Consider the following 21277-nt stretch of genomic DNA (forward strand, 5'->3'; position numbering starts at 1 on the left):
AAATAACTCGGCCCGCATACAGAAACGAACGTCATGCAGAGCGGCAGCGAAGCATCTCGCGTGTTTACTAGGTTGCAAATCCTGGGTCAGTACGCGACATGCTTCGCGGTGCTCGGCATGACTGTCGTTTGAACTTCAGCTGAGCTCTATCATTACATTAATTTCCGCCGTTGTCACCCTATGCGCAGCCAAGATCACGACCGTATTTTTCTTTCCCCGCCCCACCTTGGTCGTCACGAGCTGAACTATGTGCACAAGGCTATTGAGGATAACTGGGTAGCCCCAACGGGGCCCAATATCACTGGTTTTGAGGCTGATATCTGCCAGCATACCGGCGCATCGCATTGCGTAGCGCTCAACTCAGGCACGGCCGCAATTCACCTCGGCCTGATATTGTTGGGTGTAGGCACCGGCGACGAAGTGCTTTGCTCCTCTTTCACCTTCGTAGCCACCGCCAACCCCATTGTATACTCGGGGGCCACTCCAATATTCATTGACAGTGAGCCGCAAACCTGGAATATGTGCCCGGTGCACTTGCGCGAAGCTATTGAAGACCGCCTGCGACTAGGCAAAAAGCCCCCCAAAGCGCTGCTGCTGGTTCACTTATACGGCATGCCGGCCCAGCTGCGTGAGATTCTGGCCATAGCCGACGAGTTCAACATCCCGGTACTCGAAGACGCTGCCGAAGCATTGGGTTCCTGCTACGACAAGCGGCCGCTGGGTACGTTTGGGGCAGTGGGTGTTTTCTCGTTTAACGGAAACAAGATTCTGACTACCAGCGGCGGCGGCGCGCTTGTTACCAATAACGCCGACTTAGCCCAGCAAGCCCGGTTTTTGGCTACCCAAGCCAAAGATCCGGCTCCCCACTACCAACATTCCGCCACTGGCTACAACTACCGCCTGAGTAATATTCTGGCGGGCATCGGGCGGGGCCAGATGGAGCTGCTGGACGACCGCGTGAAAAAGCGGCGCGAGATTTACGCTTGGTATCAGCGCCACCTCGCCGACTTGCCGGCCCTGCAATTTGCCCCCCAGGAGCCCGCCGGCAGCCGCTCCAACCGCTGGCTCACTACCGTCCTCCTCAATCCCACTCACACCAGCGTTACGCCCGAGCAGGTCCGCCTACACCTCGAAACGCGCAACATCGAAGCCCGCCCCCTCTGGAAACCCCTGCATCTGCAGCCCCTCTTCCAAAATGCCCCCCAATACGGCGGCAGTGTCTGCGAGGATCTGTTTGACCGCGGCCTATGCCTACCCTCCGGCTCCGCCATGACGGACGAGGATTTGCGGCGTGTAGCAGGAGCCGTGCGGGAGGCGGTTGGTATTGATTAGCCTATCTTAATGATTGGTAACCAACCTAATAGAGTTATAAAAAGCAGGGGCAATTACAGAGGGAAAATCATTTATCTTTTATAGTTAGCAGCTATAGATTCGATTACGTTAAGCAATTTTTCCGGGGAGAGCGCCTAGCGTATGAGTAGCCGCCGCCCCTAGCTTTTACCTACTTTCCACCCGACCGCCTGGCTCGGGCAAAGAGTGCGAGCGAATGGAAGTAGCTGCTGGCGGGTAACGTGCGACATTTAGCAGGGCCATACCCCGATAAGGCTTGATTCAGGTTAATGTTTGTGAGGCGCTACACCGGGTTGAGTAATCTGAAAGCCTGTTTTAGCTTTCTCTTCTTCAACCATTTTTTTCACCTGGGCAAGCAGATCTTTTGCATCGTAGATAATGCCATCCTTGATGGTGTACTTTACTCCCCCTACCCTACTCACCTGGTTGTTTTCTGCCAGTCTGATGGTCCCGGTACCATATAAAACTTTGAAGTCCTTGAGCGGATTCTCCTCCACAATTACAAAATCAGCCAGCTTCCCGATCTCTACACTCCCAATTTCCTTTTCCATGCCTAACAGCTCCGCTCCGTTCAGGGTGGCAGCTTTTATAACCTCCAGCGGGTGAAATCCTGCCTCACGTAGCAGCTCCATCTCGCGAGGATATGCAAACCCAAACAGCTCATAAATAAAACCCGAATCGGTACCTACTGTAACCCTGCCACCACGGTTTTTATACTCATTGATAAAAGCCATCCACAACCTGAAGTTTTCTCTCCACTGCACCTCCTGCTCCGTGCCCCAAGAGTGCCAGTAAGAGCCGTGCGCATTCCAGCTGGGGGTGTAAAACTTCCAGAGTTCGGGCATGGTGTAGTCCTGGTGCCACTCGGCGGTGCGGGCCCTCATCAGGTCTCGGTTGGCCTCATAAATATTAAAGGTTGGGCAAAGGGTAAAGTTCAACGCAATCAGCTCATTCATCACCTTATTCCATTTCGCGGAGAAAGGCGCGGCAGTTTGTTTCCACAAGGTGCCGGCTTCCTCGAAACGGTTCTGCTCGTTGGTATAGTTGTAGTCCAGGGAGTAATGCTGCACCGTACGGTCCGTGAACATGGCTTCGGGCAGGCCATACCAGTGCTCCAACGAGCTGATGCCAGCTTTGGCACTGTGCATCGCATTCCAGCGACCTACATCCGTCTGCGAATGGTGGATAGCCGATTTCAGGCCCAGCTTCTTGTTTTCCTCGGCGGCAGCCTGCATGATTTCCGGGGCGGCCCCAAAGAACTTAATCCCATCTGCGCCGGCTTTGGCGTTCTGCCTTACCCATTCGCGGGCCTGCTGGGGCGTGGCAATGGGTTGTTTGCTGCCCATGCCAAACCGGGTATAGGCCCGTATGCGCGGGGCAGTAATCGCGTTCTGGGCGCTTTTCTTTTTCTGCTCCAGCGTCCAAGCCAGGCCATTACCCGCCGATGGCTCCCGAATGGTAGTTACGCCGTGCGCCATCCAAAGCTTATAGACATAGCTGGCATCGGAGCCATTGTTGTTGCCAATATGGGCATGGGTATCCACGAAGCCCGGCATCAGGTACATACCCGATGCGTCCAGTTCCTTGCCGCCTAGCTTCAGTGGGGGGCGTTTTGTGGCATCTATGGGCAGGGCCGTGGTGCCCACCACCCGGACATCAGTAATGCGGTTGTTTTCCACCACAATATCTACCGGGCCCAGGGGCGGCGAACCCGTGCTGTTAATCAGAATAACACCCCTGATGATAAGCTGCGGCCACGGACCTTCCCCCTCCTGCCGGTTGGGCACCGCTGCGGGCTGCGGCTGCGCGGCTAGGCGTAATTGAGCCAGCAGGCACAGCAGCAGAAAAAGTGTTTTGTGCGACTTCATGCGGATGTTGCTTTTAATACAAAGCTCTGCCTCCTAGCGGAAACAGAGCTTTGAATGGGGCGATAATGCGGCTAAGGTTCTGGCTAGCGTAAATCAAAACGGATAGGTAGCGCAATGTGCAGCCGGTTATCTGTTTGTTTGCCCTGTTGGCTTTCCTCCCTCCACTTTCTTGCGGGTATACTGGGCCGGCTGGCCGGGCTTCGGTAAAGAAGCCCGGATAAACTCCCGGATATCCTCGTTGGAGGTGGCCAGATCTTCGCTGCGCAGGTACATCATGTGCCCGCTGCGGTAGCCTTTGAAGCTCATGCGGTCCTTCATTTTACCGCTGGGGTCCAGTTGCCACATGTTGTATTTGGCATTGAAGTAGTCGCAGGCTCCATCGTAGTAGCCCGACTGTACCATCAGATGCAGGTTCGGATTCTGAGCCATGGCCTGCCGCAGGTTGTCACCGGTGTTATCGTCGCTGTTGTCCCAGGGGCGCACCGGCCCGAACATATTGTATTTTATGTCGGTCTTGTATTTCAACTCCTCGCTTATGTACATGTTGATGGCTGGGGTAAAGGAGTGCAGCCACGAAGTAAGCTCCGGCGCATAATCCGGCTGCAAGCCTATCTCCTGCTTATCAATTCCGATGTAGCGGGAGTCGAGTCGGCCAATGGTGTAGCCTTCCTTACGCAGCAGCTCTTTCCAGAAAAAAGCTGGCGGCACGTTCAGATTTTGCTGTAGAATTACCTCTGCTGATAAGCCGGAGTAGTGGGCCATTTTGCCGGCAATTTCTTTTTTCTTCTGGTCTCCGAGGCTCCATCCTCTGGTAATAGCCGGAATCAGCTCGTTAATCGTGAATTCCTCTACTTCAGGCAGCATAGCCGTCAAATCTTTCTGTTGCAGATCGGACGCCAGTACCTTATGATGCCAGGCAGTTGCGGCATAATACGGCAACATGTTGGCGGCGGCTACCGGGCCTTCGCGCTTGATGCCCAACTCGGTGGGCGACACCAGAATCACCCCGTTCAGATACATCCAGTGGGCATTCTGCAGTTCCAGGGCCAGCCCCGAGACCCGGGTGGTACCATAGCTCTCGCCAATCAGATACTTTGGCGAAGCCCACCGTTTTTTGCGGCTAACAAAGGTGTTGATCCAGCCGGCCAGGTACTTAATGTCGGCATTGACGCCAAAAAACCGCTTGGCAACCGCCTCTGCCTTCAGCGTATCGACCGCTCGGGAGAGCCCGGTGTTTACCGGGTTTACATACACGATGTCGGCTACATCCAGAATGGAGTGTGGGTTCTCCTTTATCCCGTACGGCTGCAAGGGGTATCCTTCCTTATCAATGTTAAGCAGCCGGGGCCCGGTATAGGCAATGTGCATCCACACCGAGGCGGAACCAGGGCCGCCGTTGAAGGAAATAACCAGTGGCCGGTTCGCCTTGTCCTTCACATCAGAGCGCTCGTAGTAGGTGTAGAATAGCCCAGCTACCGGCTTGCCCTTCTCATCCCAAACGGGTTGGGTGCCGGCGGTGGTGGTGTACGGAATACGTTTGCCTTTTACCGTCACCTCGTGTTTGGTGACTACAGTCGAGTCCAGTTTCAGGGCCAGCTTCTGTGCCGCTACGGGGGTCAAAGCAACTGATAGTAGAAGGAATAAGGATAAGAGTCGTTTCATTTTTTAGTCTTTGAGCCAGAACTAGTTATTATGTTCAGGTTAGCTTTCTGTTTTCGTTTACAACGTCAGCATGTTAGTTTCCAGCGCGAACTTCCACCCTATTGCAATTCCTGACTCGGGTAGCGCCGCGCCACGGCGGCTCGTTGAACAACCGACTGGGGGGCAAATTCTACCCCTGGGTTAAATTATACTGGCTGGGGGGCAAATTCTGCCACATCAGCAAGGAGCTGCCGCGTGTGGCCACATACCCTAGCCAATGGCTTGAGGAAATATCGGCAGATACTTACTGTGAAGAACTAGAAAGCGGTGCGTTTGCGGTGGGCGGTCATCAGAAGCGCATAACCGCTTGCAGCGTGATGCGCTCCTGAATTTCTATGGCCGCGTGTCCCAGAATACTCTTTCCAGCAAGGTTGCTTTTTGCTTGATATTGGGATTGCTGCTTACCTCGTTGAACGGATAGAACAGCGACCTGGGTACGCCATTCCAAACGGCCACGGGTGTCGGGATGGGTTTAATATTGGGGTAACCTGTTCTTCTCCAGTCGGTCCAGTTTTCCATCACCACGCCGAAATTGGCAATGTATTTCTGGTTGATGATCTGCTCCAGCCTCGCCGCCTGCGTGCCGGCCAGGGTGCCATTCGCAGCCAGATAAGCCGTAATGGCGGCCGGTGTTGTTCCGGCACTACTCATGGAAGCCCGGATTCCTTCGCGGAAGAATGTTTCGGCGTCGCCGGGAGCCCCGAAGCGTAACGCGGCTTCGGCTCTGATAAAGTTGTACTCGGAGTAGAGCAGCAGCCGGGAGGGCGCGTCGCCGCCGTAGGTGATGGCCGTGCCCTGTATGCTTCCGTTCGCGAGCACGCCCGCGGGGTTGACGGCCGAGGCAGTGCCCTTGAGGTAGCTGTGCAGCCGCGAATATAGCGCTGACGGCGTGGCGTCCAGAATGGAAGAGCCCTTATACGAGGTGGAGTTGAACGGGAAGGGGATGAAATAGGCCGTCCGCCGGGGGTCTTCCTTGGTATTCATCAGGTCCACCAGAAAGCGGTTGGGGAAAAACTGATCCCTGAACTGTCCCCCCTCTATGCTCGCCAGTGGGTTTTGCCGCTGCGCCTGGTTCAGGAACATCATCTGGAAGTTGTCGTCATTGGCCTTCATAAACTCTGCGCCACTGCTGATGAGAGCCCTGATCTGCTGGGAGGCAAAGGCCGGATCAGACTCACTGTAGTGCAAAAACATCCGCAGCTTCAGCGTATTGGCCAGCCGCTCCCATTTTACTTTGGAGGCCGCCCAAGTTGGGGCGGCATAGATGGTAGTAAAGCTGTTGGGCTCCAGCAGCGAGGTCGGCGCATTCAGATCCGCGATGCCTTCATCGAGGAGAGCAATCAGCTGGGGGTAAATGACGGCGTCGTCATCGTACTTCGGGTATTGGACCTCCCCAAATTTAAGCCCTTCGGTGTACGGCACATCGCCCCAAGCATCCACCGTTACCTGGTAGGTATAGGCTTTCAGGATTTTAGCGACCCCGGTGTAGTGGGGGCTGCCATTCTCCGTGGATACTTTAATCAGCTGCTCCAGATCGGCGAGAATACCCGCAAAAATAGAGTTCCATGTATTGTTTACATCTGAGTCGCTGATGGAGTAGCGCTCGTAGTTGGTGAAGGTGTTATTCAATACCGGCCCCTGCGCAGAAAACTGCTGCATGATCAGGTTGCTGTAGCGCATCAAATCGCTTACCCCCATGAAGCCAATATTGGTAGTGGCGGCCGGAAGTATCTCGGTAGCACGGGCTACTGTGATGTTGTTCGGGTCATCGTTTACGTCGAAAAAGCTGTCACACGAGGGGAAAATCAACCCGGCCGACACCAGCGCGATGGATAGGATTTTAGGGTATTTCATGAGTGTGCGGTAACTGCAGGAAAGGAAAAGTTAGAAGGTAGCCCGTAAGCTGGCCCCGACTGTCCGGGCTACTGGCTGAATACCAAACTCCAGCCCGCGGGAGTTGCTCACTCCTTGCAAGTTCTGCTCCGGATCGAGGTGCGGATAGTTCGGCGCATGCACAAACAGGTTGCGGCCGTACAGCGATACCTGAAGCGCATCGATAAAGCCTACTTTGGACAGCAGCGGCTGGGGCAGGCTATAGCTCAGGTTCGCCTCGCGCAGCTTCACAAACGAGGCATCGTGTACGTAGCCGGCCCAGGCGACATACTTGCCGCGCAGGCCCCAGTAGTCCTGAGCCGTCACGTACACATCGTTGGGGCGGCCATCAGCCAACACCCCTTCGAACAGATAGGGCTTGTTCGGGGTGCCATCGGCGTTAAAGCGGGGGGACTCGGCCGTTTCCGCCGCCACCCCCTGAATCCGTAAATCACCCACCGTGCGGGACAGGATATCGCCTTTGTATTTCCAGTCGAGCAGGAAGGACAGGCTCAAGCCTTTGTAGCTGAAGGTATTGGTCAGGCCCATGGTAAACCGCGGATTCGGGTTACCAATTGCCGATACGCCGGGCGCCGTCAGCGGCAGCCCATTGGCCCCAATCCGGAGTCTTCCCTGCTCGTCCTTAAGGTAGTCGGTCGAGTAGATCAGGCCGTACTGCTGGCCGGCCACGGCCTGGGTGTTCGGGGACGTAAAGCCCCCAATGGTCAGTCTTTCCACGCCCGGGGCCAGCTCCTCGACCACGGTGCGGAAGGTGGTGAAGTTGAGAATAGACTCCCACTGGAAATTCGCCATTTTAATCGGGCTGCCCGACAGCAGCACCTCCAGCCCTTTGGTCGACAGCTTGCCGGCGTTGGTGATGGAGCTGGTAAAGCCAGAGGTCGCCGGCACGGGCACGGCGAAGATTAGGTTGCGGGTGTCTCTCTGGTACACCGAGGCATCGAGGTACAAGCGCTCCTTGAAGAAGCTCAACTCCGTGCCGAGTTCAATCTCCCGCGTAAACTCCGGCTTAATGTTCGGATTGCCGGCGGAATTGTTGTAGGTATAACCAGCTAAGCCATTAAAAGGAAAGTTAACCGTGGTGGAGCCCCAGCCATCGGCGGCGCTGGCCTGGCCCCAGTAGGTGCTGGTGCTGTACACGGCGGCCCCCTTGCCCACTTCGCCCACGTTGGCCCGAATCTTCGCGGAGGACAGGATGTTTCCTTTCAACTGGGGAAAGGCATCGGTCGGCACAAAGCTCACCGCTACCGCCGGATAGAAGATAGAGCGGTTGTCCTTGGTTAGGGTCGAGGAAAAGTCGTTTCTGCCTTTGATGTTCAGGGTGAGGAAGTTTTTGTAATCCAGAATAAAGTCACCGAAGAAACCCATCAGCCTCCGTTCCGTGATGCTGCCGGAAGGGTTATAAGACAGGAAGTTCTTTAGGTTATCAAACCCCGGCACCACGATACCCAGACCAACGGCGTTTATCGTGCTGCTGTAGTTGGATATCACCTCGTTGCCCAAGGTGGCTGTGAGGCGGAAGTTTTCCCCGAGGTTGCGGTTGCCCGTTACCGTGAGGTAGGAGTTAATGTCGCGGGAAAAGAGTTCGGCGTCCCGTATGCCTCCGGCGCCGGCCGAGTTGGTGTTGCCGTTGCTTCGGATGCCTTTGTCGTCAAAGCCTTTGCTACGCGTAGAAAACACGTCGCCTCCAATGCGGAAGTCGGCCCGCAGCCAGTCCGTAAAGTCATAAGCCAGGTTCACGTTACCGAATACCCTGTTCGTCTCGTCCGAGTAGGTCACGTGCTCGATGGCCCAGTAGGGTTGATCCTCGGCAGCAAACCAGCGTTGGTTGCCCAGCTCATCCTGGTAGGGCAAACCCGACAGGTTATAGCTGCGGGGCGTATAGATGCCGCGCCAGAGGGGATTGGAGCCTTGGTTGCCGGCCTGGGTGCGCTCCGAGCGGTTGTTGATGTAGTTGATGGAGGTGTTGACTGTCAGCTTGTCCGTTAAGCTCGTGCCCAGGTTGATGTTGAAGGAGTTTCGCTTCAGCTCATTGCCCGGGACCAGCCCCGTTTCATAGGTGTTGCCGTAGGAGATGCGGTAGTTGCTTTTGTCGCTCGCCCCGGAGAAGCTCAGGTTATTCTGCAGAAAGGCCGAGGTCTGCAGAATGTCGCGCACATTATTCGGGTAGGCTTGCAGCACCTCTTCCTCCCCAAACCAGTTGGTGACGGTCTGCCCGGTGATGCGCGGCCCCCACGAGCCGGGGACATTGTTAGCGTAGGTGCCGTTGTTGCCCTGGGCGTACTCATTCTGAAAGTCAGGAAACCGGTTTATCCGCCCGGCGCCGTAGTTGGAGGAAAAGGTAATCAGGTTCTTGGTACCCGCCTTCCCTTTTTTGGTGGTAATAAGGATAACACCGGACGCCGCCCGCGACCCGTAGAGCACGGTGGCTGCGGCGCCTTTCAGCACGCTGATGCTTTCGATATCGTCCGGGTTGATATCCGCCGCCCGGTTGGAGGTCGCTACCCCGGAGTTCACACTGTTGGCGCCCCCGCTGTTATCAATGGGCACGCCATCGATCACGAACAAGGGCTGATTGCTGCCCGTAATACTGGAAAAGCCCCGAATGGTGATGTTGGAGCTGGCCAGCCCCCCCCCGGTACCGGAGATCTGCACCCCGGCCACTTTGCCCGCCAGCGCATTGGTCACATCGGCTACGGGGGCCTTGGTGATCTGCTCGGCGCTGACCCCACTCACCCCGTACCCCAGCGATTTCTTGTCCCGTTCAATGCCGAAGGAAGTAACCACCACTTCCGAGAGCAGCTTCGAATCCTGGGCAATGGCGATATTGTACATGCTCTGCTGCGTGACGGGTATTTTCTGCGTCAAAAAGCCAATAAAGGACACAACCAGCGTGGCGCCCTCGGGGGCCTGCAAGCTGAATTTGCCCCCCACGTCGGTTTGAGTGCCTCTCGTGGTGCCTTCGATCACCAGCGTGACACCCGGCATGGGGGAGTTGTCTTCCTTGGAAACAACGGTGCCGGTAATTTCTTTGTCTTGGGCTAGTGCCAGACGGCAAACGCTGAAGAACAGAAAAACCAAGAGTAGATGTCTTCTCATCATAAAATTCAGGTTAGGTTCTTGGAGGGAAGATATAGGATTAAGGGATATAAATGAGAAAATACGCTATATAAATAAGATCTATGCTTCCAGCCTGCTGCCCTGAACCTCTAGCTGTTTGCCCTCCGGGCTGAGGCGTGAGCGATTCTAAGAGAGCGTGGGGCAGTCAGGTGAAGCGACTAGTGAGGGGTAGCGCCGGATAGGCGTTCGGGGGCATACTGAGCCCCACTGGTTCATGCTTTTTGATGCGCTATCCCTAGTTCGATCTGAAGTGGGCCGGCATTTGAGGCCATTCCGGCAGCTCAGCCTATTTACATGCTCCTTGTCGTCGAGGTGATCTAGTAGGTTCCCTGCAGGGAGTTCTGCAACAACCACAGAAGCTTATCGGACCCTACCGCAAAAGGTAATTTTACACCTCATCCGCTCGCGCGAAGTAGTCAACAGTCGTCCTTCCCTAGTCCGTCAGAATGAGCCCTGGCTGTAGAGTGGCCGTTCAGCGCAGGGAATCCTTCGGCGTTTTATTATAGAGAGCCTCTTGCTGCTCCCTGTTTAAGCCTTGATACGCCATCAGCTCTCGAGGGGTGGCTCTGGGCACAAACAAGATATGATTCCCCTACTGGGCATATCCCACCAGGGCCGTGTCGAGCACCACTTCATCGGCTTTGGTAATACGCACCTGCACGGTAAAGGTATCCGTATACGCTAGACAGAATCGCTCCAGTAAGAGCCGCGGCTTTTCCGGAAAGGAGTCAGTATAAATGATCGTCGAGTTAAACGCTACCCGGACCCGTTCGCCTTGGAAGAAGACACCCCCCACCTGAAAGTTTTCACATGCCTCCTCGGGCTGTTCTTGTCGGTGGCAGCTAGCGGCCAGCAAAGTTAGCAGCACGAGTCGGGGAAGGGCGTTGCGCATGAGCACTTTTTCTGGTTGTTTCATTAGGGTTTCTCAGTCGACAAGATAGACAGCCGTGTGGGTACTTGGCTCCGGGTATAAGCCCGTCAACGACGGTTCTATGTCTGTTGGTCTGAGTGGCCGAGGCATTATCCTATTCCCTCAGCTCCTCACTAGGCGATAGGGCCCAATAAGCGAAGGCTATCGGTAAATGGAATAAACGGAGTTTATAAGATTGGTAGCGGAGCTATTACTCCTTTTACGTGTTGTAAACGACCGTGGCTGTTGCAGAAGTATCTGAGGAATAGGGTGCTCGTATACAGTGGATGCAGGGCCAGAAACAGTTCCACGATAAAGTCAGCACGCACTTTCGCCTTTCGGAACGGGTGCCGACGCAGAATTTATATCGTCGCTTACGCGACAGGGTAAACTGGGATTTTCTGCGCCTGCAGATCCGGCCCGTCTACAGCCACACGGGCCAGCCCTCGCTCGACCCGGTCGTGTTCTTCAAGCTCGTGCTGGTCGGACGCCTGGAAAATATCCTTAGCGACCGACGCTTAATCGAGCAGTGCGCGCCGCGCCTGGATATTCTCTACTTTCTGGGCTACGAAGTCGACGAAGAATTACCCTGGCACTCGACGATTAGCCGCACCCGTCAGCTGTACCCCGCGGCCGTATTCGAGCACCTCTTTGACCACGTATTTGCCCAGTGCGTGGCCGCCGATACGCAGGTCGTGGACTCGGCCCCGGTCAAAGCTGCCGCTTCCCTCGATAGCCTGCGCGAGAAGCCCGCAAGCGCCGTCCCTCCGTTGAGGGTAGCGGATGAGCAAGTGGATCCGGCGCCAGCAGTTGCCGTGCGCTCGGCCCCCGCTCACCAGCTGCGCCGCGAGGTGACCCGGCGGGCGAAGCGGCAAGCCGCACCAGGTGGGCTCGGGGCCCGCCACCCCAAAGCCCAGTTGCTGAGCAATAAAACCCACTACAGTCCCACCGACCCTGAAGCGCGTATTTCGGTCAAGCCGGGCAAAGCGCGCGCCCTGAATTACCTCTGTAGTGTGGCCGTGGATACGGCCAGGGGCAGCATTAGCCACATCCAAGCGGACTTTGGCGACCGTCGCGACAGCACGCACTTGCCTGAGTTGGTGCCACGGCTGCAAACCCGGCTAGTGGCCAACGAGTTAACGCTGCGCGACTTCGTAGCCGATACGGGCTACTCCAACGGCTTTAACTATGCCTTCCTCGAACAGCGGGCTATTACGCCCTGGATTCCGGTTTTTGGTCACTATAAGCCAGCCCCAGAAGGCTTTAGCTATGAGGCGGCAGTAGATGCCTTTCGCTGTCCAGCGGGCAAGTCACTCCCTTTTCGCAACTACGCGACTAGCCAAGATGGAAACTGGGTCAAGAATTACCGGGCGGCTTATCAGGACTGCCAGCAGTGCCCCTTAAAGATGCGTTGTACGCCGGCAGCGCCCCAACAGAAGTTTGTGCGCTCGGCCTTTGACGCGGCTTATCGTCGCGCCTGGCATCGGCAGCAGAGTCGGGCAGTTCAACGGATGCGTCGGGTCCGGCAGCGCACGGTCGAACCCGTTTTTGGGAGCCTGCTGCAGCACTACGGGCTGCGACGGGTCGGCACCAAGAGCCGGGCAGCGGCGCATAAGACTATGTTGCTGAGTGCTATCGCCTACAACCTGAAGAAGCTGCTCAAGCACCGGCCTACCCAGTGCCTGAGCCTGGCAGTAGCCCTGCCCAAACCGCCTCCCCCACCGGGTGCCCTCCCGTTGCAGCGGCGAACACGTAGGTATTACCGTAAATGCCAGCCAGCTAAACACGAGGACAACGGAAAAAGCAGAGTTCTGCAACAGCCACGACCTTCCACCACTTGTAAAAGCTTGGTGAGGTCCGATAAGGTTGGGTACTTGGTGCCAAACGTTGGCAGTATGCTGAGAGCGGGTTAGTTAAGCTTCCATCCGTGGCCAACGAGGGGCCGGCCATTTGCCTGTTGAACGCTCATCCTTGTCACTACAACTTAGTAGGTTCCCCGCTGAGCATTTTGCAACAGCCACAGCAGCTATATAAACCTTTATTATTTATTCTTATCCGCTAAGGCCTCCATCTAAATATTCGTTAAAGAGCTGCTGACGTGCATTCCAAACTCCCCAGGTTTAGCCACCTAGTTCGTAATTAGTATCCGGCAGCTCAGAGACAGTTTTGACGCTTGAAAACGTGTAGATACTTTACCCTTGCTCCAATGCCTGCTCCAAATCAGCTAATAACTCTTCTTTCACCTCAATGCCCACTGATAAGCGCACCAAGCCCACAGTGATACCTAGTCGCTGCTGCTGCTCAGGGCGGAGGGACCGGTGCGAGGTACTGAGTGGATGTGAGAGTGACGAATCAACTCCTGCCAGCGATGGTGCAAACGGAAAGCGCAGTGAGCGACGCATAAATTGATTCACCAACTTCTCATCATCAGGCAAACGGAAGGAAAGCATACCTCCGAACTGAGTCCCGCCTTGACGAGCGGCAAGTTGGTGCTCTGCATGGCTTGGTAAACCCGGATAATTGACTTCTTGTACGACTGGATGGCGGTCAAGCATCTCAGCTATAGCTTGCGCATTAGAGCTGTGCTCCTTCACACGCAGGCGCAGCGTTTTGAGCCCTCGCACTGCCAGCCAGCTCTCCATCGGACTTAGAGTTAAACCCAGAGTCATTCCAATCTGGCGGAGGCGAGCAGCTGTTTCGGTGGTGGCGGCAACTACTACCCCAGCCGTTACGTCGGAATGGCCAGCCAGGTATTTAGTTACGCTGTGCAACGTAATATCAGCACCATACTCGATAGGGCGAGTGAGTAGAGGCGTAGCAAACGTATTGTCAATAACCAGCTTTACGCTATGCTGATGGCACTCTTCGGCCAGAGCCTTCAGATTTACCACGCGCAACAACGGGTTACTCATAGTTTCGGCCAGCAACAGGCGGGTGCGGGGTTGCAGATGCGGCTTTAGATCGTAAAGCTCCTCGAAAGGCACATAGCTCACCGAAATTCCCAGGCGACTTAGTTCCAGATTCAGCAGGGCCGCTGATCCACCATAGATATCAGCCGCGCAAAGCACATGGTCGCCGGCTTCGCAGTAAGCTAAAATGGCTGCCAGGATAGCCGCCATGCCGGAGCCCGTTGCAATTGCCCCCTGCCCACCTTCCAGCCGGTTCACTGCCTCGGCCAGTTCATCGGAGTTAGGGTTACCATTCCGTGAATACATGTAGCGGCTGCCGGGCTCATCGAAATACTGTGCTATGCCATCCAGATCCTCAAATTTGAAAACCGACGTTTGATAGATGGGGGTGATTTTGGGATGGATATGCATACAGAATGATGTTGCCGAATCTCGGGATACAGGGACTGTGGGGGGCAAAATTAGACCGGTCTTGAGCTAGTAGCTCTTCCTCAAGAATGGTTAAAGGAAGCAGGATCAACCAAAAACAAAAAAGCCTTTCCTGGCAAAGGAAAGGCTTTTTACTACTACATAAACCAGCTTAGGCAACTACGCCTTCAGCCAGCACGATAACATTGTTGCGCAGCACTTCTACCACGCCACCTTCGATGCGGAAGGATTCGCGGCCCGTAGCGCTGTTCACGTTGATGCTACCCGCCTGTAAGGCACTGATAAGGGGAGCGTGGTTGTTAAGCACTTCAAAAAGTCCATCCGCCCCTGGAAACTGAGCCGAAGTGACCTCACCCGCAAATATTTTCCGGTCTGGCGTGATGATTTCTAAATGCATGTCAGTTGAATTGTTGAATAGCTGAATGGTTAATCGTTCGACGAGTAGTACCGAGCAATCAACCATTTAGCCATTCATCTCTTTAAAACAGTTATTTCGCTTCAGCAATTAGACGCTCACCTTTTACAACGGCATCCTCGATAGTACCAACGAGGTTGAAAGCTGCTTCAGGTAGGTGGTCGTGCTTGCCGTCGATGATTTCGTTGAAGCCGCGGATAGTGTCTTTGATATCAACCAACACACCCTTCAAACCAGTGAACTGTTCAGCTACGAAGAAAGGCTGCGACAGGAAGCGCTGCACACGACGAGCGCGGTTTACGACCTGCTTATCTTCCTCCGACAGCTCATCCATACCAAGGATGGCGATGATGTCCTGCAGTTCTTTGTAGCGCTGCAGAATCTCTTTCACGCGCTGGGCGGTGTTGTAGTGCTCCTCACCCAGAACTTCAACGGACAGAATGCGCGAGGTAGAGTCAAGTGGGTCAACGGCAGGATAAATGCCAAGCTCAGCAATCTTACGCGACAATACCGTCGTGGCATCCAAGTGAGCGAAGGTATTAGCCGGCGCTGGGTCAGTCAAGTCATCGGCAGGCACATATACGGCCTGTACCGACGTGATAGAACCACGCTTGGTAGAAGTAATGCGCTCCTGCATGGCACCCATTTCGGTGGCCAGCGTGGGCTGGTAACCTACGGCCGAAGGCATACGACCCAACAAAGCCGAAACTTCCGAACCAGCCTGGGTAAAGCGGAAGATGTTGTCAATAAAGAACAGGATATCGCGGCCTGAACCAGTACCGTCGCCATCGCGGAAGCTTTCAGCAATGGTAAGACCTGACAGGGCCACGCGAGCACGGGCTCCGGGCGGCTCGTTCATCTGACCGAATACGAGGGTAGCCTGCGACTTAGCCAGCTCCGTCTCGTCTACTTTCGACAAGTCCCAGCCACCTTCTTCCATGGAGTGCTTGAACTCGGCGCCGTAACGGATGATGTCCGACTCAATGAATTCGCGCAGCAAGTCATTTCCCTCACGAGTACGCTCGCCTACACCAGCAAACACCGACAGACCGGAATAAGCCTTCGCGATGTTGTTGATCAGCTCCTGAATCAGTACGGTTTTGCCTACGCCAGCACCACCGAACAAACCAATTTTGCCACCTTTTACATAAGGAGCCAACAGGTCGATTACCTTGATACCGGTGAAGAATACTTCCGACGTCGTAGCCAGATCCTCAAACGGAGGAGCCGAGCGGTGAATTGACATCGGTCCGTTGCTATCAGGCTGACGAATGCCGTCAATGGCTTGGCCAATTACATTGAACAAGCGGCCTTTTACGCCTTCACCAGTCGGCATCGAGATGGGCGAACCCAAGTCGCGCACAATGGCACCGCGGGTCAGACCCTCAGTCGAGTCCATGGCGATGGTGCGCACCCGGTCTTCGCCTAAGTGCTGCTGGCATTCGAGGATAACGACCTGGCCGTTGTCTTTTATGACTTCGAGCGCGTCGAGAATGTTGGGGAGGCGCGTGTCATCACCGGCGAAGCTTACGTCCACTACGGGACCAATTACTTGGGTGATTTTGCCGTTATTCGCCATTGGAGGTCTTTATATAGATGGGTGGCAACGTTTTCAGGCCGCAAAACTACGGCTTAATCCCCGCTTTGCCAAAGCTCGCGTGAGCGGAAAGTTTGTGCAGTGCTGGAGTATTGACAATCAGGCACTCAAGACGCTTTAAACCCAATATTTGCCCCCCAGCCCCAGAAAATATTTTAAAAAATATTCGATTAGAATTTGCCCCGAATTATTCGCCTCGTACATTTGCACACCCAAACGGCATTGCCACTGGGGACTTTGTCCGATGGTGTAACTGGCAACACGCTTGATTTTGATTCAAGAAAGTCCAGGTTCGAGCCCTGGTCGGACAACTACTTGTAACGCGAAAGGCGCTGATACTTCCCCCGGGAGGAATCAGCGCCTTTCGCTTTTTAGTTTAGCCTTTTCGGCCTTTTCGCTTTATAATCGGCTATTTTTACTTATCGCTCCCTTCTGCTTAGCTCAGCCATATAGCGTCTCCTGTTTACCTTTGCACACTCCGCTGATTCCCAACTGAATTAAACTCATGTCCCAGCAGGTTAAACTTTTCGCAGGCAACGCCTCGCACGAACTCGGTGAGAAAATTGCCGCCGCTTATGGCACCCAACTCGGTGATCTGAGCCTTCAGCGCTTCGCCGACACTGAACTGGGACCAAGCTTCAACGAAAGCGTCCGGGGATGTGCCGTGTTCCTGATTCAAAGCACGTTTCCGCCGGCTGAGAACCTGATGGAACTCATGCTGATGGTAGACGCCGCCAAACGTGCCTCTGCCGCCTCCGTTACCATCGTGATGCCCTACTATGGCTACGCCCGCCAAGATCGTAAGGATAAGCCGCGCGTGAGTATCGGGGCTAAAGTGGTAGCCGACTTCATCCAAAGCGTAGGCACCGACCGCCTGATGACGTGTGACCTGCACGCCGGCCAGATTCAAGGCTTTTTCGATATTCCCGTTGACCACCTTGATGGTTCGGCCATGTTTGTGCCTTATATCAAGTCGCTGAACTTAGAAAACCTCATTTTCGCCTCCCCTGACGTGGGTGGTGTGGTGCGTACCCGCGCTTTTGCCAAGCGCTTCGGGGCCGAAATAGTGGTGTGCGACAAAACGCGTTTGCGGGCCAATGAAATTGCCTCGATGCAGGTGATTGGCGACGTGACCGGGCAAGATGTCGTTCTGGTCGATGATATTGTAGATACGGCTGGCACCATCTGCAAAGCGGCTGAATTGCTGCTAGAGCGTGGTGCGCGCTCAGTGCGCGCTGTTATTACACACCCTGTGCTCAGCGGCCCGGCCCACGACCGCATTCGCAACTCCGTGCTGGAAGAACTGGTGGTATCCGACACGATTCCGTTGCGGCAGGAGAACCCAAAAATCCGGGTGATATCGTTGGCTGATTTGTTTGCCCACGCTATTCGCAACGTCGTGACGCACGAGTCGATCAGCTCGCTCTTTACCTGATAGTTGGGCCGTGGTGCTTTGTTTCTATTAGCGGCGCGGCCTTTTACACACTATATATCAAGTCCTTTTTAGTTAACGGACTTAAACCGTATCTTTGCGGCCCCATTAATTGATGGGAGCAAAAAATACTTTTTCCAAAAACACTCTTTTTATGAAAAGCTTAGAGATTGTAGGGTTTAAAAGAGCGAATCTCGGCAAGAAAGAGGCAAAGCAGCTGCGTCTTGATTCTTATGTTCCGTGCGTAATGTACGGTGCAGGAGAGCAGGTACACTTCTCGGCTCCTGCCATTCTCTTCCGCGAATTGCTGTACACGCCTGAAGTACACATCGTTGATTTGAACGTAGAAGGTACCATCTACCGTGCTATCGTGCAGGACGCTCAGTTTCACCCCGTGAACGAGATGCTGCTGCACGTTGACTTCCTGCAATTGCAGGATGGCAAAGAGGTAAAAATGGACATCCCTGTTAAGTACATCGGCACTTCGCCCGGCGTACAGCAAGGTGGTAAGCTGATCTCGAAGCTGCGTAAGGTAAAGGTGAAGGCGCTGCCCGAAAACCTGCCCGACTATGTAGAGGTGAACATCTCGGACCTCGAGCTAGGTAAGTCTATCAAAGTAAGCAAGGTGCAGCCTACCAACTACACTATTCTTACTAACCCCCTTGCTCCTATCGCTACCGTGGCTATCCCACGTGCGCTGAAAGGTGCAATGGCCGGCGGCGACAAGTAAGCCCCCGCCACAGATTTTATAATCCGTTCGATTATCTAAAGAAAAGCCCCCCAGAAATATTCTGGGGGGCTTTTCTTTAAATGATTTAAGCCCTAAAACAAGACTGAATATTCGTCAATCTTGTGTTACCGATTTAATTCATGATTCAATGAAATACCTGGTTTTATGCCTCGGCAATATTGGTCCGGAATACGCCGACACGCGTCATAATATCGGATTTATGGTGGCCGATTATCTGGCACAAAAACACGAGGCGCGGTTTGAAATAAATCGGTACGCGTTTGTGACGGAAATCAAGCATAAAGGCAAAACCTTCGTGCTGGTAAAGCCCACAACGTACATGAATCTGAGTGGTAAAGCGGCGGCGCATTATCTGACCAGCTTGAAGCTTGAGAAGGAGCAGATGCTGGTTGTGACGGACGATTTGGCGCTACCGTATGGCAAGCTGCGCCTGAAAGGAAAAGGCTCGGCTGGGGGGCATAATGGCTTGAAATCCATTCAGGAAACGCTGGGCACGGACGAATACGCCCGCCTGCGTTTTGGGGTTGATGCTAACTTTCCCAAAGGTCGGCAGGTGGATTATGTACTCAATCCATTTTCGGCCGATGAGCAAATCGACTTGCCGCTGCGCATTGAAAAAGCCGCTGAGGCTGTGCTGGCGTTCGGCACGCTAGGCATTGAGCGCGCTATGAACGTGGTCAATGTGAAATAACACCTTCGCAGACGCGACTGAAACCCTATAAGGCGGTTGACTTTAAGCATTTAAACCCAAAAAAGCCCCCCAGCGCTAGTGCTGGGGGGCTTTTTTGGGTTTAAGCTGAAAAGCTTGCTGAGAACAGCGTGTCTACATTACGCCGCTACCGGGCCGCACTTGCTGGCCGGGCTGCATGAGGGCCAATGAGCCGTCGGCGTTTTCGGCCAGCAGCAGCATGCCCTGCGACTGAATACCTTTTATCTCTCTGGGAGCCAAATTTAGCAACACCAACACCTGTTGTCCGACCAGTGCTTCCGGAATAAACGACTCGGCAATGCCGCTCACAATGGTGCGCTGCTCCAGCCCGGTATCCACCGTGAGTTTGAGGAGCTTTTTGGTCTTGGCAACTTTCTCAGCGGCCGTGATGGTGCCTACGCGCAAATCCATGCGGCTGAACTCATCAAACGACACGTTATCCTTGGCGGGAGCCGTTACAGCGTTTGCTAATTCGTTGGCTTTTTTGGTATCGAGCAGCTTTTGTACTTGCGCCTCTACCGTAGCATCTTCAATCTTTTCAAACAGCAGAAATGCCTCGTTCAGTTGATGTCCGACAGGCAGAGCATCGGCGTTGCCAGCAGCGGTCCAGGGGGCTTTTTCGGTGTTCAACATACTCCCCAAACGTGCCGCTGTGCTGGGCAGAAAAGGCTCCATTAATGTTGTCAGGCTAGCTGTAATTTGCAGCCCAATATTTAGGATAGTTCCTACCCGCGCCTCATCCGTTTTGATGAGTTTCCACGGCTCCGTATCTGCCAGATATTTATTGCCCAAACGCGCCAAATTCATCAGCTCATTCAGCGCATCACGGAAGCGGTAATTTTCAATTAGCTGACCAATACGCGCCGGAAAATCGGCTAATTGCTGGAGCACTTCCTGGTCAAATTCAGTAAGCTCATTTCGCGCCGGAATTTGTCCCCCAAAGTACTTATGCGTGAGCACAACGGCACGATTTACGAAGTTGCCGAGCGTGGCTAACAGCTCGTTATTATTGCGCGCCTGAAAATCTTTCCAGGTGAAATCGTTGTCTTTATTTTCGGGAGCATTCGCGCACAATACGTAGCGCAAAACATCAGCACGACCGGGGAAATCCTGCAAATATTCGTGCAGCCACACGGCCCAGTTGCGTGAGGTAGAAATTTTGTCGCCTTCAAGATTCAGGAACTCATTGGCGGGCACGTTATCGGGCAAAATATAGTCGCCGTGCGCTTTGAGCATGGCCGGAAATATAATGCAGTGAAACACGATATTATCCTTGCCGATAAAGTGCACCAGCTTCGAGCCGCTGTCTTTCCAGTAAGTTTCCCAGGTGTCGGGCAGCAGGTCTTTAGTAGCGGAAATGTAGCCGATGGGTGCATCAAACCACACGTACAGCACCTTGCCTTCCGCGCCTTCTACCGGCACGGGCACGCCCCAATCGAGGTCGCGGGTAACGGCGCGCGGGTGCAGGCCCTGGTCGATCCAAGACTTGCATTGGCCGTACACGTTGGCTTTCCAGTCGTTTTTATGGCCTTCCACAATCCATTCACGCAGCCAGGGCTCATATTGATCGAGAGGCAAGTACCAGTGCTTGGTTTCGCGCAGCACCGGGTTGTTGCCACTTAGCATGCTGCGCGGATTGATTAGTTCAGTGGGGCTGAGCGAAGTGCCGCACCGCTCGCACTGGTCGCCGTAGGCGTTTTCGTTGCCGCAGTTGGGGCACGTACCCACGATATAACGGTCGGCCAAAAATTGGTTGGCCTGCTCATCATAATACTGCTGCGACGTTTGCTCGATGAATTTTCCTTCCTCGTAAAGCTTGCGAAAAAAACCGCTCGAAACTTCGCGGTGCGTAGCCGAGGAAGTGCGCGAATAGATATCGAACGACACACCAAAATCGAGGAAAGAATCTCGAATCAGCGCGTGATATTTATCCACCACCTGCTGCGGCGTAACACCCTCTTTTTGCGCCCGAATAGTAATAGGCACACCGTGTTCATCGGAGCCGCAAATAAACTTTACATCGCGGCCGGCACTGCGCAGGTAGCGCACATAAATATCGGCTGGCAAATAAACACCTGCCAAGTGACCAATATGCACCGGACCATTGGCATAAGGCAAAGCAGCAGTAACGGTATAACGTTGAAAGTCAGAAGACATAAGAAGAAGCTAAACCCAAAAAGGGATTCGAAAGAAAGA

15 protein-coding genes and 1 tRNA gene are annotated in these 21277 nt (G+C 54.3%); 7 read left to right on the forward strand and 9 right to left on the reverse strand.

Annotation, left to right across the window (positions count from 1 at the left end):
* Window positions 1–180: 180 nt before the first annotated feature.
* Window positions 181–1332: a DegT/DnrJ/EryC1/StrS family aminotransferase gene (locus IEW06_RS13210; protein WP_188548399.1), complete on the forward strand. Its 1152-nt coding sequence runs from the start codon at window positions 181–183 to the stop codon at window positions 1330–1332.
* Window positions 1333–1616: 284 nt separating this feature from the next.
* Here the strand turns inward: IEW06_RS13210 and IEW06_RS13215 are convergent, their stop codons facing one another.
* Together IEW06_RS13215 and IEW06_RS13220 are read right to left on the reverse strand one after the other, a co-directional pair.
* Window positions 1617–3218 (reverse strand): amidohydrolase family protein, encoded by a 1602-nt coding sequence (locus IEW06_RS13215; RefSeq protein WP_187732934.1) that lies wholly within the window; start codon window positions 3216–3218, stop codon window positions 1617–1619.
* 126 nt (window positions 3219–3344) lie between these two features.
* A complete protein-coding gene (locus tag IEW06_RS13220; RefSeq protein ID WP_187732935.1) occupies window positions 3345–4880 on the reverse strand; it encodes a S10 family peptidase in 1536 nt (511 codons plus the stop codon).
* A gap of 101 nt (window positions 4881–4981) precedes the next feature.
* On the opposite strand from IEW06_RS13220, the gene IEW06_RS13225 reads away from it, so the two are divergent.
* Window positions 4982–5248: a hypothetical protein gene (locus tag IEW06_RS13225; RefSeq protein ID WP_188548400.1), complete on the forward strand. Its 267-nt coding sequence runs from the start codon at window positions 4982–4984 to the stop codon at window positions 5246–5248.
* A 4-nt stretch (window positions 5249–5252) separates the two neighbouring features.
* Here IEW06_RS13225 and IEW06_RS13230 read toward each other — a convergent pair whose 3' ends face one another.
* The 3 genes from IEW06_RS13230 to IEW06_RS13240 form a co-directional block, all read right to left on the reverse strand.
* Window positions 5253–6773 (reverse strand): SusD/RagB family nutrient-binding outer membrane lipoprotein, encoded by a 1521-nt coding sequence (locus IEW06_RS13230; protein ID WP_188548401.1) that lies wholly within the window; start codon window positions 6771–6773, stop codon window positions 5253–5255.
* Between the two features lie 30 nt (window positions 6774–6803).
* Window positions 6804–9911: a SusC/RagA family TonB-linked outer membrane protein gene (locus IEW06_RS13235; protein ID WP_188548402.1), complete on the reverse strand. Its 3108-nt coding sequence runs from the start codon at window positions 9909–9911 to the stop codon at window positions 6804–6806.
* 610 nt (window positions 9912–10521) lie between these two features.
* Window positions 10522–10845, reverse strand: coding sequence for a hypothetical protein (locus IEW06_RS13240; RefSeq protein ID WP_187732941.1), 324 nt, complete (start codon window positions 10843–10845; stop codon window positions 10522–10524).
* A 281-nt stretch (window positions 10846–11126) separates the two neighbouring features.
* Between IEW06_RS13240 and IEW06_RS13245 the strand changes: the two genes are divergently transcribed.
* Window positions 11127–12752: a transposase gene (locus tag IEW06_RS13245; RefSeq protein WP_188548403.1), complete on the forward strand. Its 1626-nt coding sequence runs from the start codon at window positions 11127–11129 to the stop codon at window positions 12750–12752.
* Window positions 12753–13031: 279 nt separating this feature from the next.
* Here IEW06_RS13245 and IEW06_RS13250 read toward each other — a convergent pair whose 3' ends face one another.
* The 3 genes from IEW06_RS13250 to atpD all read right to left on the reverse strand — a co-directional run bounded on the left by IEW06_RS13250 (window position 13032) and on the right by atpD (window position 16171).
* Entirely contained in the window at window positions 13032–14159 is a 1128-nt protein-coding gene (locus IEW06_RS13250; RefSeq protein ID WP_187732944.1) for a trans-sulfuration enzyme family protein, read from the reverse strand.
* Window positions 14160–14328: 169 nt separating this feature from the next.
* On the reverse strand, window positions 14329–14574 hold the full coding sequence (atpC, locus tag IEW06_RS13255) for an ATP synthase F1 subunit epsilon (protein ID WP_084444313.1): 246 nt from the start codon (window positions 14572–14574) through the stop codon (window positions 14329–14331).
* Between the two features lie 91 nt (window positions 14575–14665).
* The gene (atpD, locus tag IEW06_RS13260) at window positions 14666–16171 is read right to left on the reverse strand and encodes a F0F1 ATP synthase subunit beta (RefSeq protein WP_187732945.1); all 1506 of its coding nucleotides are present in this window, start codon (window positions 16169–16171) and stop codon (window positions 14666–14668) included.
* A 256-nt stretch (window positions 16172–16427) separates the two neighbouring features.
* Here atpD and IEW06_RS13265 point away from each other — a divergent pair.
* The 4 genes from IEW06_RS13265 (at window position 16428) to pth (ending at window position 19063) form a co-directional block, all read left to right on the forward strand.
* Window positions 16428–16500 (forward strand) — tRNA-Gln (locus IEW06_RS13265).
* A 194-nt stretch (window positions 16501–16694) separates the two neighbouring features.
* Window positions 16695–17624: a ribose-phosphate pyrophosphokinase gene (locus tag IEW06_RS13270; RefSeq protein WP_187310601.1), complete on the forward strand. Its 930-nt coding sequence runs from the start codon at window positions 16695–16697 to the stop codon at window positions 17622–17624.
* Window positions 17625–17775: 151 nt separating this feature from the next.
* Complete coding sequence (locus IEW06_RS13275; RefSeq protein WP_187732946.1) at window positions 17776–18351, forward strand: 50S ribosomal protein L25/general stress protein Ctc; 576 nt, start codon at window positions 17776–17778, stop codon at window positions 18349–18351.
* A gap of 148 nt (window positions 18352–18499) precedes the next feature.
* Window positions 18500–19063, forward strand: a complete 564-nt coding sequence (pth, locus tag IEW06_RS13280) for an aminoacyl-tRNA hydrolase (RefSeq protein WP_187732947.1) — start codon at window positions 18500–18502, stop codon at window positions 19061–19063.
* A gap of 132 nt (window positions 19064–19195) precedes the next feature.
* On the opposite strand, the gene metG is transcribed toward pth, so the two are convergent.
* Window positions 19196–21238 carry a methionine--tRNA ligase gene (gene metG, locus IEW06_RS13285; RefSeq protein ID WP_188548404.1) on the reverse strand — a complete coding sequence of 681 codons (2043 nt, stop codon included), beginning with the start codon at window positions 21236–21238 and terminating at the stop codon, window positions 19196–19198.
* Window positions 21239–21277 lie beyond the last annotated feature (39 nt).

Source organism: Hymenobacter qilianensis, assembly GCF_014638675.1.
Taxonomy (GTDB): domain Bacteria; phylum Bacteroidota; class Bacteroidia; order Cytophagales; family Hymenobacteraceae; genus Hymenobacter; species Hymenobacter qilianensis.